This is a genomic window from Poseidonibacter lekithochrous (genome assembly GCF_013283835.1).
GTDB lineage: Bacteria > Campylobacterota > Campylobacteria > Campylobacterales > Arcobacteraceae > Poseidonibacter > Poseidonibacter lekithochrous.
This window is the reverse complement of record NZ_CP054052.1, coordinates 2196591-2211040: the sequence shown is the minus strand read 5'-3', so window position 1 is coordinate 2211040 and position 14450 is coordinate 2196591. Positions and strand designations below refer to the sequence as shown.

At 27.1% G+C, this 14450-nt stretch carries 13 protein-coding genes and 1 tRNA gene; 11 read left to right on the top strand and 3 right to left on the bottom strand.

The window, feature by feature from the left end; genetic code table 11:
- The first annotated feature begins 114 nt into the window (after positions 1-114).
- The 11 genes from ALEK_RS10450 (at position 115) to ALEK_RS10400 (ending at position 13245) form a co-directional block, all read left to right on the top strand.
- On the top strand, positions 115-1875 hold the full coding sequence (locus ALEK_RS10450) for a Na/Pi cotransporter family protein (protein ID WP_173424134.1): 1761 nt from the start codon (positions 115-117) through the stop codon (positions 1873-1875).
- Positions 1872-2090, top strand: a complete 219-nt coding sequence (locus tag ALEK_RS10445; RefSeq protein WP_071625219.1) for a hypothetical protein — start codon at positions 1872-1874, stop codon at positions 2088-2090. The genes ALEK_RS10450 and ALEK_RS10445 overlap by 4 nt, the downstream gene beginning before the upstream one ends.
- A gap of 26 nt (positions 2091-2116) precedes the next feature.
- On the top strand, positions 2117-4627 hold the full coding sequence (hrpB, locus tag ALEK_RS10440) for an ATP-dependent helicase HrpB (RefSeq protein WP_071625220.1): 2511 nt from the start codon (positions 2117-2119) through the stop codon (positions 4625-4627).
- A 70-nt stretch (positions 4628-4697) separates the two neighbouring features.
- A complete protein-coding gene (locus tag ALEK_RS10435; RefSeq protein WP_071625221.1) occupies positions 4698-5648 on the top strand; it encodes a YbgA family protein in 951 nt (316 codons plus the stop codon).
- Entirely contained in the window at positions 5645-6991 is a 1347-nt protein-coding gene (locus ALEK_RS10430) for a cryptochrome/photolyase family protein (protein WP_071625222.1), read from the top strand. Before ALEK_RS10435 ends, ALEK_RS10430 begins: the two co-directional genes overlap by 4 nt.
- On the top strand, positions 6978-8399 hold the full coding sequence (locus ALEK_RS10425; RefSeq protein ID WP_071625223.1) for a phytoene desaturase family protein: 1422 nt from the start codon (positions 6978-6980) through the stop codon (positions 8397-8399). Before ALEK_RS10430 ends, ALEK_RS10425 begins: the two co-directional genes overlap by 14 nt.
- A complete protein-coding gene (locus ALEK_RS10420) occupies positions 8386-9387 on the top strand; it encodes a sensor histidine kinase (RefSeq protein WP_071625224.1) in 1002 nt (333 codons plus the stop codon). The genes ALEK_RS10425 and ALEK_RS10420 overlap by 14 nt, the downstream gene beginning before the upstream one ends.
- Entirely contained in the window at positions 9368-10081 is a 714-nt protein-coding gene (locus ALEK_RS10415) for a LytR/AlgR family response regulator transcription factor (protein ID WP_071625225.1), read from the top strand. The genes ALEK_RS10420 and ALEK_RS10415 overlap by 20 nt, the downstream gene beginning before the upstream one ends.
- 69 nt (positions 10082-10150) lie before the next feature.
- Positions 10151-10606 (top strand): SRPBCC family protein, encoded by a 456-nt coding sequence (locus tag ALEK_RS10410; protein ID WP_071625226.1) that lies wholly within the window; start codon positions 10151-10153, stop codon positions 10604-10606.
- On the top strand, positions 10603-11532 hold the full coding sequence (gene hemH / locus ALEK_RS10405; protein ID WP_071625227.1) for a ferrochelatase: 930 nt from the start codon (positions 10603-10605) through the stop codon (positions 11530-11532). The genes ALEK_RS10410 and hemH overlap by 4 nt, the downstream gene beginning before the upstream one ends.
- A gap of 93 nt (positions 11533-11625) precedes the next feature.
- Positions 11626-13245: a GGDEF domain-containing response regulator gene (locus ALEK_RS10400; protein ID WP_071625228.1), complete on the top strand. Its 1620-nt coding sequence runs from the start codon at positions 11626-11628 to the stop codon at positions 13243-13245.
- A gap of 47 nt (positions 13246-13292) precedes the next feature.
- Here the strand turns inward: ALEK_RS10400 and ALEK_RS10395 are convergent.
- The 3 genes from ALEK_RS10395 to ALEK_RS10385 form a co-directional block, all read right to left on the bottom strand.
- Positions 13293-13378 (bottom strand) — tRNA-Leu (locus tag ALEK_RS10395).
- A 74-nt stretch (positions 13379-13452) separates the two neighbouring features.
- Positions 13453-13731, bottom strand: a complete 279-nt coding sequence (locus ALEK_RS10390) for an HU family DNA-binding protein (protein ID WP_071625229.1) — start codon at positions 13729-13731, stop codon at positions 13453-13455.
- A gap of 122 nt (positions 13732-13853) precedes the next feature.
- Entirely contained in the window at positions 13854-14432 is a 579-nt protein-coding gene (locus tag ALEK_RS10385) for a class II aldolase and adducin N-terminal domain-containing protein (RefSeq protein WP_071625230.1), read from the bottom strand.
- Positions 14433-14450 lie beyond the last annotated feature (18 nt).

The window sequence follows — 14450 nt, the reverse complement described above, 5'->3', positions numbered from 1 at the left end:
GTAACAAGATTAAAATTATTTATTAAATTTAATATTTATGAATATATAACAGAATCTTAGATATAAATATAGTATAAAGTAAGAAATTATATAGAAAACCAAAGAGGAAATAAAATGCTAAAAAACTTAATGCTACCCGTTTTTTTAATATTATTAGCATTTTTACTACTATCTAACGATGATGCCAAAATAATAATTGCAGGAGTTGCAATTTTTTTAATTGGTATGGTTTTTATGGAAGATGGATTTAAATTATTTAGTGGTGGTATTTTAGAAAAACTTATAGAAAAAAGTACAAATAATATTCCCAAAGCTATCTTTACAGGTTTTATCTCAACATCTGTTGTCCAAAGTTCCTCTTTGATTTCTATTATTGTTATTTCATTTTTAAGTGGAGGACTTATAGCTTTAAGTTCTGCTATTGGAGTGATTCTAGGAGCAAACATAGGTAGTACCACAACAGCTTGGATAGTTGCAAGTTTTGGAGTGAAGATAAAAATATCAGCTTTTGCTATGCCCATGATTATCTTTGGGGTGATTTTTCGTTTTACTAAAAGCAACTCTTTAAAAGGCTTAGGAAATGTTCTTTTAGGACTAGGTTTTGTGTTTTTAGGAATATCATATATGAAAGATGGTTTTGATACTTTAAAAACTGCCTTGGATTTATCTCAGTTTGCAATAGAAGGGTATATTGGAGCTTTAGTATATATTGCTTTAGGAGCAGTTGCAACTGTTATTATTCAATCAAGTGGGGCTACAATGGCTCTAATTATTACAGCACTTGCGACAAATCAGATTATTTATATTAATGCTTTAGAGTTAGCAATTGGTGCAAATATTGGTACAACTGTAACAGCAGTTATTGCAGCTGTTGCTTCAAACTCAAATGGGAAAAGATTAGCAGTTGCTCATTTTATATTTAATATTGTAACTGCTTTTATTGCAATAGTCTTTTTATATCAACTATCTGATTTAGTGGACTTTCTAGCTTTAAAAGTGGCTATTAGTGAAGATAACTATGCAATGAAATTAGCACTGTTTCATACAATTTTTAATGTCATTGGAGTTATAGTAGTAACACCATTTGTTTATAAATTAGAGACTTTTTTACAAGGTTTATTCAAAGATGAAAAAAGCTCTAAATTAAAAGCAAAATATTTAGATGAAGTATTTATGAAAATTCCAGATGCTGCATTAATATCAATAAAAAAAGAGATACTTCATTTGTATGAAAATGCTCAAGAAGTAATATCTCACGCAATTTATCTTCATAGACACAAATTTCTAGGTAGTGGTAAAAAAGACCTAAGTCAAATTGTTGAAAAATCAAACCTAGATATTCACACAGATATAAACCAGTTTTATACAAATAAAATCAAAAGTTTATATGGTGAGATTATACGATACTCAGCTCTATCCCAAGAAAACATGGATGAAGATGATAAAAATAGAGTATATGACTTGAAGCTTGCCTCTAGGAATATTGTCGAAGCTATAAAAGATATTCGTGATTTACATAGAAATATATCAATTTATTTAAAATCAGATAACGAGGACATAAAAGAAGAGTATAATAATCTTAGGGTAAATATTGCAAATACTCTACGTACTATTAATGAAATACGTGAGGAAAAAGATGATATTGAAGTCTTGACTTCCCTTGAAGTATTACGAGAAAATATACGTAATTTAGATGATATTAGAAATGATAGATTAGATACATTGATTAGAGAAAACTATATTGATAAAAAGATGGCAACTTCTTTGATTAATGATACTACCTATGCCCATGCAATATCTAAGAATTTAATTGAAGCTGCTAGTATACTATTTATTGAGAGATCTGAAATCCAAGAGTTGGGAGATGAATTATGAAAATAGAAAAAATATTTGAAAATATAGAAAAACTATATGATTCAGCTATTGAAGATAAAAGCTCATTAGATAAAAAAGAGTTAATAAAACAAGAAATAAAAAAGAAACTAGAAAAAACAAAAGAAGAACTTCTTGACTCAAAAGATGAAATACAAAGAACAAAACTAAAGAAAAAACAAAAGGTTTTAAAAAAACTATATAAAAAAGTAAAATAGTATAAAGTTTTTTATATAATCCAAGAATGTTAAACTTTCCAATAAATGAAGTAATACCAAAAATAAAAGAGCTATTACATAATAATTCCCAAATAATCATTGAAGCCCCAGCTGGTGCTGGTAAAAGTACTATTGTTCCTATCTCACTACTTAATGAACCCTGGTTAGAGAATAAAAAAATTATTGTTCTAGAACCACGCCGTGTAGCAGCACGTGCAGTGGCAACTCAAATGGCAAAACTTTTAGGTCAAAAAGTAGGGCAAGACGTAGGTTATCAAATAAAGATGGACAGTTGTTTTACCTCAAAAACTAAAATATTAGTAGTTACAGAGGGAATACTTGTTCGAAAACTACAAAGTGACCAAGCTTTAGAAGATGTAGCTTGTGTGATTTTTGATGAGTTCCATGAAAGAAGTATTCATACTGATTTATCTTTGGCTTTGAGTTTACAATCTCAAGAGATGTTAAGAGAGGATTTAAAAATCATTCTTATGTCTGCTACTTTAAACGCAGAAAAACTATCAGCTATTCTAAATCAAGCCAGATTAGTAACAAGTCAAGGACGAATGTTTGATGTGGAAGAGATATATTTAAGTGATGATAAAAGACATCCAAACAAAGACGATATTAACAAATATCTATTAGATACAATACTAAAAGCTTATACTGAAAACCAAGGAGATATACTAATCTTCTTAGCAGGACAAAAAGAGATTAATACCCTAAAAGCTCTTTTAGAAAATAGTATTAAAGATGATATTTTAATACTTCCTCTTCATTCAAACCTTAATAAAAATGAACAAGATTTAGCTATAAATAAGAATCAAAAAAGAAAAATAATTCTATCTACAAACCTAGCTCAGACTTCTTTAACAATAGAGGGAATTACAGTTGTTATAGATTCAGGATTAGAAAAACAATCAAGATTTGATTATACAAATGGAATGGATCATTTAGAACTATCATTTATTTCCCAAGACTCAGCAATTCAAAGACAAGGAAGAGCTGGAAGATTAAGTGAAGGGAAGTGTTATAAGTTATGGCATAAAAAAAGGCTTTTAGAAAAAGAGATAAAACCGGAAATTCTAAGAGTTGATTTAAGCTCTTTTCTTTTAGATGTTTCTTTGTGGGGATGCGAGGATTTAGAAGAGTTAGTTTTATTAGATTTACCAAAAGATGAAGTGATAAATGAGAGTAGAAAAGTCCTTAAAGAACTTGAGATGTTAGATAAAGACAAAGTTATTACACCTTTAGGGAAAGATGCTGTTTCTTTGGGATTACATCCTAGACTTGCCTTTATGTTATTAAAAGCAAATACTTTAGGTTTTGCAAAAGAGGCTTCTTTGATAGCTTCATTATTAGTAGAGAAAGATATTTTTTCAAGGGATTATAATTCTGCTGATTTTATAGATAGGTTTGAAGTAGTATATGAAAATAGATTTTCCTCTTCATATATTAATACACATAGAGCAAAACAAGTGATAAAACAAAGTGAGTTTTATCTTAAACGATTAGAAAAACTACAAAAAATAAATAAACAAAATACATTTGATAAAAGTAAAGTAGCTATATTATTACTATTCGCATATCCTGATAGATTAGCTAAAAAAAGAGTTAGTGATGATACTACTTATGCACTTAGTAATAAAAAAGCAGCATCTTTGAACTCTAATGATGCTTTATTTAAAAGTGAGTATTTAGTAGTAGCAAGTTTGAATGCAAAACAAACTAATTCATATATAAGTCAAGCTTGTAAGATAGAAGAAAAAGATATTAAAAAATATTTTGCTTCACATATTAAAACTAAAATTTCATCATCTAATAGTGTAGAGTTTGAGTTAAGAGAAAAGACATTTTTTGAAGATTTAGTAATGTCTGAACAAAATGCAAAGAATATATCAAAAGAAGAGTATATAGATGCCTTATTAGATTTTATTAAAAATAGAGGTATTGAAAAGGTTTTTGATTTTGATAAAAAAACTAAAAGCTTATTAGATAGATTGGAGTTTATAAATAAAACTAAAAAAGATGGTTTTAACTGTGATTTAGAAATAGCTAGTTTTAGTAATGAGTTTTTAACATCTAGTGTTGATGCTTGGTTAAAACCATATCTAGAGAATATTAAAAAGTTTGATGATTTAAAGAAATTGGATTTATATAGTATTTTATCATCACAAATTTCTTGGAATGAACTTTGTTTATTAGATGAACTATTACCTACGCATTTGAGTGTGCCAAGTGGTTCAAAGATTTTTATTGATTACTCAGATGATAAAAATCCTATATTAGAAGTACGAATTCAAGAAGTATTTGGAATGATGGAAACTCCAAGGGTTCTAAATAATCAAATATCTTTAACTATTCATTTATTAAGTCCTGCAAGAAGACCAATTCAAATAACAAAAGATCTAAAAAGCTTTTGGCAGAACTCTTATGAGGAAGTGCGAAAAGAATTAAGAGGAAAATATAAAAGACATTATTGGCCCGAAAATCCTTATGAAGCAGTAGCAACTAGTAAGACAAAAAAGCATATGTAAGATGAACTGATATAAAAACCATACAAACAAATCTTTTTTTGGGTTAAACTAAATAAAAAAAGGATTTGTTATGAGACTTGGAATTTCAGCTTGCCTATTAGGAACTATGTGTAGATATGATGGTAGTGATAATAAAGATGGTTTTATAATAAATACTTTAGGTAAGTATTTTGATTACGAACCATATTGTCCTGAAGCAGAGGTTTTTGGTACACCAAGACCTACAATTAGATTAGTAGAAGTTAATGATGAAACAAGAGTCCATACTTCTTTTGAATCTAAAGACTTAACAGATGAATTAGATGAATCTTGTGAAAAAAATGCTAATAGAATACAAAATGATATGTTATGTGGTTTTGTACTTAAATCAAACTCTCCAACATGTGGAATGGAAAGAGTTAAAGTTTATAAAGATACTAATGCTCCTAGTGAAAAAAAAGGTACTGGTAGATTTGCTGCTAAAATCAAAGAAAAATATCCATTCTTACCCCTAGAAGAAGAGGGTAGACTAAAAGATCCATGGTTAAGAGAAAACTTCTTAATGCAAATATTTGCATATAAACATATACATGAGTTTGTACTTGGGAAACCAAGCTTCAAAGATTTAATAGAGTTCCATACTCAATATAAATATTTAATTTATGCTAAATCTCATATCTTCTATAAAAAACTTGGATCTATCGTAGCTAATACTGAAAAAAAAGGTTTAGATACGGTATTAGAAGAGTATAAATGGGCATTCTTAGAAGCTATCAATGAAAAAGGAAATATCAAAAAAACATACAATGTGCTTTTACATATTTTTGGATATTTCAAAAAATTAATTACTAGTAGTGAAAAACAAGAAATACTAGAGTTTATAGAAGATTATAAAAATAAACTAATTCCTTTAGTTGCAGTTATTAATATTCTAAATTTATATACAAAAAGATTTGAGCATTCTTATTTATTAGGTCAAAAATTTTTAAATCCATATCCAAAAGAATTAGCTTTAAGATCGGATATTAAGGCTTACAAATGAGACAGATATTATGGTTTAGAAGAGATCTTAGAATCAATGATAATGCAATCTTATCAAGTACTTTTGATGAGGTATTGCCTATATTTATTTTTGATGAAAAGATTCTCTCTTCCTTAAACAAAGATGATAAAAGAGTTACTTTTATTTATGAATCTGTTTTAGCTTTGAAAAAACAGTTAAAACAAAAAGGTTTAGACTTAGCAATTTTTTATGGAAATCCTATAGAGATATTTACAAAACTTCAAAAAGAAGGTTTTGATGAGGTTTTGTGTTCTGTAGATTTTGATTACTATTCAAAGAAAAGAGATAAAGAAATAGAAGAAATTCTACCAATGAAAAGATTTTGTGATTCATGGATTTTAAAACCATGGCAAGTTTATAAAAAAGATGGAACTCCATATAAAATGTTTACACCTTTTTATAAATCATTAGATTTTATCTGGCAAAGTAAATCTCTTGAAGAGTTTTCTTTTAATACAAATCTTAAACTAATAAATTTTGATTATTCATGTAATATTTCCCTAGAAGATATGGGATTTAAAAAAGAAGTATTACCTGAGTTTTTAAAAAAAGATGCAAATAAATTAATAGAAGAGTTTAGTAAATCTATTAATTCATATGTAAAAGATAGAGATTTTTTCAATAAAGAATCAACTTCAATGTTAAGTGTGCATTTACGATTTGGTCTTATATCTGCACGTGAGCTTTTTAATAAAATTAAAGAGTTAAATACAAATGAGGGTGATGCATATATTAGACAGCTTTTTTGGAGAGAATTTTACAACTACATTTTATATCATTTTCCTATGTCTCAGTTTGAGAATTTTAAGAAGCTTAATGTTCCTTGGAATGAAAATGAAGACGATTTTCTTGCATGGTGTGAGGGTAATACTGGAGTTCCAATTATTGATGCAAGCATGAGAGAGTTTAATAAAACTGGAATGATGCATAATAGATTAAGAATGATAGTATCGTCATATCTTACAAAAAATCTATTAATCAATTGGAAAAAAGGTGAGAGATATTTTGCTTCAAAACTATTAGATTATGAAGCTAGTTCAAACATTGGTTCATGGCAATGGGCTGCTAGTACGGGTGTAGATTCTGTTCCTTATTTTAGAATATTTAATCCTTATTTACAAAGTGCAAAATTTGATAAAGAGGCTGTATTTATAAAAAGTGTAATTAAAGAGTTAGAAAATATAGATGCTAAGACCTTACATAAAGAGGGTGCAGTTCAAGAAAATCTATTTGTAGATTATCCTAAACAAATTGTATCAATTTCTTTTTCAAGACAAAGAACAATTGATACTTTTAAAAGGCTTCAAAATGAAAAAGATTAATATTGCAGTAGTTGGTTCTGGAATTGGAGGCAGTTTGATTTCTGCTTTAAATAGTAATGAATCACTAAAACTTTTTGAACGAGATATGAACCTTGGTGGTTGTGCTAGTACTTTTAAAAGATATGGAGCTTTTTTTAATGCAGGAGCTACTACTTTTGTGGGTTATGAAGATAATCATCCTATAAAAAGAATTTTTGATGATATAGGATTTAATCCTGATTTATTAAAAAGTAATATTGCTATACGAACTATTCAAAATAAAAAAGTCTTAGATAGAATTCAAGATTTTGATGTTTTTTTAGAAGAGTTAAACAAAGTTTATCCAAATAAAAACAATGAGAAGTTTTGGAGAACTTTAAAAGATATTGATGAAAAATTTTGGAACTTAAAAAAGTTATATTTTGCAAAATATAGTATGAAATCTTATTTTAGAACAGCTTCATTTATTTACGAGTTATTAAAAGTATTTAAATTTGATTTATTCAAAAGTGCAACAGGTTTTATAGAAGATATCTTAGGGGATATTTCAGAGGAATATCAAAGTTTTATAGATGCTCAACTTTTTATTACAGTTCAAACTACATCAAAAGATATTCCTTTATTATCAATGGCTTTAGGTTTATCATATCCTTTTCATGATGTTTTTTATGTTTATGGAGGTATGGGAAGCTTATTTGATGGTATTCTTGAAGACGTTGATGTTCATAAAAAAGAAGAAGTTTTAAAAATAAAAAAACAAGATGACTATTATCATATACAAACTTCAAAAGATGAATACTTAGCAAAAAATGTGATTTTAAACTCTACTGTATTTGATAGTAGTAAGTTTTTTGAAGATAAAAAAATACAAGATTATTACAATAGTTTTAGCTTTAATGATCAAAGTGCTTTTGTTGTTTATCTAAAACTTGATATTGAACCTGAGTTACTACATCATTATCAAGTAATATTAAATGAAAAAATACCTAATTGTATTTCAAACTCTTTTTTTGTTTCTCTTTCTGATAAAAATGATTATAAACTAAGTAAAAAGGGACTTAGTATTACTATCTCAACTCATGCAAAAGCAAATTCATGGAAACAATATTCAAAAGATGAGTATGAAAAAGAAAAAGAAAAAACAATGAATTTTATTATTGAAGAGTTTTTAAATAATTTTGATAAGATTAGTAAAGATAATATTAAATATTCTTTTTGTGCTACATCTACAACTTTTAATAACTATATAAATAGATTTAATTGTGGTGGAAATAGTATCACTATAAAAAATGCAATTAATCTTCCTTCTTGTAATACTCCTTTCGAAGGACTTTATAATGTTGGAGATACAGTATTTGCAGGACAAGGGTGGCCTGGTATTGCTCTTGGCGTGGAAGTATTAAATAAGGAATTAAATGGAAAGCTTTGAACTTAAAATATCTATAAAAGATTGGCTATATATTATAACTATTGCTGCTTTTTTTGGCTTCTTAATTTCGATATTTTTTTATTTTCTAAATCAAGATTTACAAAAAATATCAACAATGGTATTTAGCACAAGTGCTGCTATTATAATTGCTATCTTTTCATCAATACTAATAAGTATTTCAAATAGTTTTATATTGCCTTTGGTAAATAAACAATTTTGGTATTTAATAAGTTTTTTATTCTCATTTTTATCAGGGGCTTTAGGTTTTTTATTTTCATATTTTTTATTTTCGTATTTTTCCATAAAAATTATTGAGTTTATAGAACCTTTTTATATCTATATTAGTATTACTATAGGTTTTCTTACTTTTTTAATTGGACTTATTTTACATCAGTTTATTTCTATGAAATATAAAAATGAGTTTATTAGAAATGAGATTTTAGAGAGTAAACTAAAAGCTTTGGAAAATGAATTAAATCCTCATTTTTTATTTAATGCACTTAATTCTATTAGTGAACTTATTTATATTGATAAGAAAAAAGCAGAAGATTCTGTATTAAATGTATCAAAATTCTTACGAAATGCCTTGAATACTGATAGTTTAGTAAGTACTTCAAAAGAGTTAGACATGGTAAAAACTTATGTAAATATCGAAAATACAAGATTTGAAGATAAGATAAAACTAAATATAAACAATAACAAAGATTATGAAGATAGATTAATTCCTAAGTTCTCAATACAATTATTAGTAGAGAATGCTATTAAACATGGTTTTGAAGGTAAAGAATTAGATATTGATATTACAATTTCGAAAGAAACAATAGAAGTATCAAACAATGGAAAAATTGAAGAGTTTGTTAAATATGGCACAGGTCTAAAGAATCTTGATAAAAGGCTAGAACTTTTAAAAGTGGGTAATTTAGATTATGACACAGATGAAAAAATGAAATTTATTATAAGGATTAAAAGTGAAAGTATTAATAGTTGATGATGAGAATCTAGCAATTAGTAGATTACAAAGGCTTCTAAATGATGAAGGAGTTGAAAATATCACTTCTTTTACTAATCCACAAGAAGCATTAAAAGAGTGTATTAAATCTAAGTTTGATGTTGTGTTTTTGGATATTTCAATGCCTGGAATTACAGGGCTTGAATTAGCAAATATGATTTTAGAGTTAGAGCCTAAAACTTTTGTAGTATTCCAAACTGCATACTCAGAATATGCCCTAGAAGCTTATAAAACTGGCGGTATGGGGTATTTATTAAAACCAGTAGAAACTACTCTTTTAAAAGATGTTTTGAAGAAAATAGAAATATATATGAGTTCAAATACTTTAAGTGAAGATAAAAAAATTATTGCCAAAAGAGGGGATAGATTATATTTGATTAATCTTGATGATATTTATTATATTAGAGCCGATTTAGATGAAGTAATTATAAAAATAAAAGAAACAGATGCCTATGTACGTAAGAAAATTGGAGACTTAGAAAAACTACTTTCAAATAAGAATTTCTTTAGAGTACATAGATCTTATATTGTAAATGTTGACAAAATTAAATCAATGCAGAGTATTGATCAATCGAAATTAGAAATCTCTTTTGATGGTATTGATGAAATTGTAACTTCTTCAAAAGATGGAGCTAAAGAGTTTCGTGAATACTTAGAGAGAAGATTAATATAAACTGACATTTATTTCATACAAAAACTTCTTTTTGCCTGATAAAATAGTATTAAGTAAAAAGGAGATGTTATGAACACTTTTGAGAAAAGCACACTAATCAAGTGTAGTATCGATGAATTATTTGATTTTCATTTAGATGCAAATAACCTTACAAAAATTACACCAAACAATATAAAAGTAAAACTACTAACGCCAGATTTTGAAGCAAAAGAGGGTGAAGTTTTAAAACTAAAAAGTATTAAAAATTTTATACCTATGAATTGGACTGTAAAAATTCAAAAACTGCAAAAGCCAAATATATTAGTTGATGTTGCACTTAGTTCTCCTTTTAAATATTGGGAACATCAACATGTTTTTATTAAACATGCAAATTTCACTGAATTAAAAGATATTGTTAAATATGAAATGCCATTTGGTTACATAGGTGGTTTATTTTCACCCTTAGTTGAAAAAGATTTGGAAAATATGTTTGACTTTAGACATAACATCACTAAAGAAATATTAGAAAACAAGGAAATAATTTGAAAAGAGCTGTTGTTTTAATGAATATGGGTGGACCTAATAATATTAATGAAGTACAAGTTTTTCTAAAAAACATGTTTAATGATAAGTATATATTAGGAATTCCCCAACCAATACGTGCTTTAGTAGCAAAGTTTATTATCTCTAGAAGATTAGATGAATCAAAAAGTAATTATGAGCTTCTTGGTGGAATGTCACCTATAGTTGGATATACAAAAAGATTAGTTCGAAGATTAAATAATATATTAGATGCTGATGTTTTTTATGAAATGAGATATACACCTCCTTTTGCAAATGAAGTAATTGAGAAAATAAAAGATTATGATGAGATTTATGCAATTCCTATGTATCCTCATTATTCATCAACTACCACAAAATCATCAATTGAGAACTTTACAAATATTGCAAGAAAATATAATCTTGAAAATAAAATCAAAACTGTTGATTCTTATTTTGATGATGAAAACTATAATAAAGCAATTGTTGAGAGAATCAAAGAATCATTAAATGGAGATGATTCTAATAATTTTGAGCTTGTATTCTCAGCACATGGTTTAACTCAAAGAACTATTGATAAGGGTGATTTATACCAAAAACATATTTTAGAAAATGTCAAATATGCAAAAGCCCAACTAGATAAGCAAAATATAAAATTCAAAAAAATCCATGTAGCTTATCAATCCAGATTAGGTCCTATGGAATGGTTAAGACCCTATATGGAAGATAAGTTAAAAGAAATAGAAAATAACGTAATAATTTATCCAATATCATTCACTGTTGATAATTCAGAAACTCAGTTTGAATTAGACATAGAATATAAAGAAGTTGCAGATGAGTTGGGAATTAAAGATTATAGAGTTGCTAAAGCACCTAATAGTCATTTATTTTTTCTAGAAACAATAAAATCTATATATGAAAATCTAAAATAATAATTAAATTATATGTAGAACAAAGCTCATAATAGCTTAAATAAAAGTAATTTTGTTATAATTATAATAATAAAAAAACTTTAGGATTATAATTTGAAAAAACTATTACTAGTAGACAATTCAAACCTTATTATTAAGGTATTAAAAGATTTATTTGCACAAAAAAATGATTTTGAGATTTATGTTGCAAAAAGTTTAAATGATGTCTCTTTATTAATAGGAGAACATCATTTTTTTGCTGCTGTTTCAAATACTATTTTACCAGATGCTTTAAATGGAGAATTATTAGAAGTTCTTAAAAATGAGAGTATACCAACAGTAATTCTAAGTGCAGACATAGATAGCAATTTTATAAATTCTATAGATAATATGAAAATTGTAGATTATGTATTAAAAGATTCAATGCATGGGCTTACAACTGTATATGAATTAATGCAACTTCTATTGTTTATCAAAGATAGAGAAGTTTTGGTAGTTGAAGATTCTAAACTAATTGCAAATCAAGTAAGAGATGTTTTAGAAACACTATTTTTAAAAGTTAGACTTGTTAGTAATGGGATTGAAGCATTAGATTATCTTAAAAATAATAAAAATGTAGCTATGGTAATTACTGATTACAATATGCCTAAAATGGATGGATTAGAGCTTATCAAAAATATTAGAAAGAATTCTAATTTATCTGAATTACCAGTATTAATTCTAAGTTCATTTGAAAGTAAAGATATAAGAATAAAACTATTTAAACATGGTGCAAATGATTTTATGTCTAAGCCTGTTTTAGAAGAAGAATTAAAATCAAAAGTTTTAGATGTATTCTCTAATATTAAAAAAGTAAAAGAAATTGAGAGTTTTAATACTATTTTTGATGAAAATATTATCTCTTCATCAACAGATAATAAAGGTGTAATAAAAAGTGTTTCAAAAGCATTTGAAAAAATTTCAGGTTATTCAAAAGAAGAATTAATTGGAAAACACCATAATATTGTAAGACATGTAGATATGCCAAAGTCAATTTATAAAGAGATGTGGGCAACTATCAAAAGTGGTAATACATGGAGAGGTGAGATTAAAAACTGTAAAAAAGATGGTTCTTTATATTGGGTTAGTTCAGTTATAGAACCTATATTTGACGTTGAAGAGCGAATTACAGGTTATTATGCTGTAAGACAAGATATCACTGATAAAAAAAGAATCTACGAATTATCAATTACTGATGGGCTAACTGGATTATATAATAGAAGATATTTTAATGAAGTAGCAAAAGATATTATGGATAAAACAGTTCGAAATAATGAGGTTTTCTCATTTATCTTACTAGATATTGATAATTTCAAGAAATATAATGATACTTATGGACACCAAGAAGGTGACAATGTGTTAGAGCAAGTTTCAAAAACACTTCAAAATACATTTAAAAGAGATGATGATTTAGTATTTAGACTAGGTGGAGAAGAGTTTGGAGTTTTAATTAATACTAAAAGTATAAATGATGCTAAGACACTTGCGGAACAAGCTAGAAATGATATAGAAAAAATTGGTATTGTACATGAACTAAATCTACCACTTAAAACTATTACTGCTTCATTTGGATTATCTATCATCTCAGGAAGTAATAGTGATCATACAATAGATGGTATTTATAAACAAACTGATGATGCTTTATATAAAGCAAAAGAGTCAGGACGAAATAGAGTAGATTTTATAGAATTATAAAATAGATAGTTAACTTAATAAAACCCTTACTTGAGGGTTTTTAGTAGTGGTACCGCTAGTCGGACTTGAACCGACACGACATTGCTGTCAAGGGATTTTGAATCCCTCGTGTCTACCATTCCACCATAGCGGCTTTTCTTAGACATTAAAAAAGGACTTATCCGAAAATAAGTCCTTTCCCAAGGTTTATTAAATAATTTAATAAAATTATTTAGCTGCTACAGCTTCTTTTAAAGCTTTACCAACTTTGAATTTTGCAACAGTAGTAGCAGGTACAATAACAGTTTTGTCAGTTCCTGGAACTTTTGCAGTTCTTTCAGCTCTGTCAGCAGTCGTGAATGTCCCAAACCCGATGAAGCTTACAGATTCTCTTTTTACTAAAGTTTCAGTAACCGTATCTAATACAGCGTCAACTGCACCTTTTGCATCTTTTTTAGATAAACCAGCTTTTGTAGCTACCGCGTCGATAAATTCTGCTTTGTTCATAGAAGAACTCCTTGTTTTAAATTAAATTACGTAAACTTTATAGTATTTAAGCTTTAGAATAGCTAAAACTAGGGCTTTTAAACAAATAAATAACAGAAAAGTTAGATTAAATCAGTACTTTTCTAATCAAAAGATGTTTTTATACTTAAAAGCCTCACCGAGTTCTCTAAAATGGCGATTTTCTTAACTAATTCATTTAAGTCTCTATGATAAGCATAAGTTCCTACACCTTTGATTACCATCACATTATTATTTGACTCTTTTAGATACTTTGTTATTTCAAGAGCATTTCTTCTATACCATGTAGAAAAATCACCCGGATCATAAATTGGAATATCTCCAAATTCTGTTTTTCCAAAGAAATCATCAAATATAATTCTATCGTGATCAAATGTATATGCTGTTGTATAAATAGGCATTCCAAAAGCAATATATTTTGCTTCATGTATATTTGTATATATTGTTGCATGAATATGAGATTCAATACTTGCAATATTCCATCTATAATCTTGTCTATTAAGATTTAATTCACAAAAAGAGTTTTCACACATTTCATCAAAAATCGCATCACTAGTGTTAATTAAAAAGTTTTCTTGATCCAGTTTTGCAGAGATAGCACCATGGTAGATACCAAAAAAGTTTTTTCTGAACATAGTTAGAGATAAATCTCCAAGTTGTTTAACAGTTTTTTTATCAACCATTTTAAAAAGCCTTAAATA

What these genes read in the sequence shown, in the direction of transcription:
- ALEK_RS10450 (WP_173424134.1), top strand. Translation starts at nt 115, where the DNA reads ATGCTAAAAAACTTAATGCTACCCGTTTTTTTAATATTATTAGCATTT.
- ALEK_RS10445 (WP_071625219.1), top strand. Translation starts at nt 1,872, where the DNA reads ATGAAAATAGAAAAAATATTTGAAAATATAGAAAAACTATATGATTCA.
- hrpB (WP_071625220.1), top strand. Translation starts at nt 2,117, where the DNA reads ATGTTAAACTTTCCAATAAATGAAGTAATACCAAAAATAAAAGAGCTA.
- ALEK_RS10435 (WP_071625221.1), top strand. Translation starts at nt 4,698, where the DNA reads ATGAGACTTGGAATTTCAGCTTGCCTATTAGGAACTATGTGTAGATAT.
- ALEK_RS10430 (WP_071625222.1), top strand. Translation starts at nt 5,645, where the DNA reads ATGAGACAGATATTATGGTTTAGAAGAGATCTTAGAATCAATGATAAT.
- ALEK_RS10425 (WP_071625223.1), top strand. Translation starts at nt 6,978, where the DNA reads ATGAAAAAGATTAATATTGCAGTAGTTGGTTCTGGAATTGGAGGCAGT.
- ALEK_RS10420 (WP_071625224.1), top strand. Translation starts at nt 8,386, where the DNA reads ATGGAAAGCTTTGAACTTAAAATATCTATAAAAGATTGGCTATATATT.
- ALEK_RS10410 (WP_071625226.1), top strand. Translation starts at nt 10,151, where the DNA reads ATGAACACTTTTGAGAAAAGCACACTAATCAAGTGTAGTATCGATGAA.
- ALEK_RS10390 (WP_071625229.1), bottom strand. Translation starts at nt 13,731, where the DNA reads ATGAACAAAGCAGAATTTATCGACGCGGTAGCTACAAAAGCTGGTTTA.
- ALEK_RS10385 (WP_071625230.1), bottom strand. Translation starts at nt 14,432, where the DNA reads ATGGTTGATAAAAAAACTGTTAAACAACTTGGAGATTTATCTCTAACT.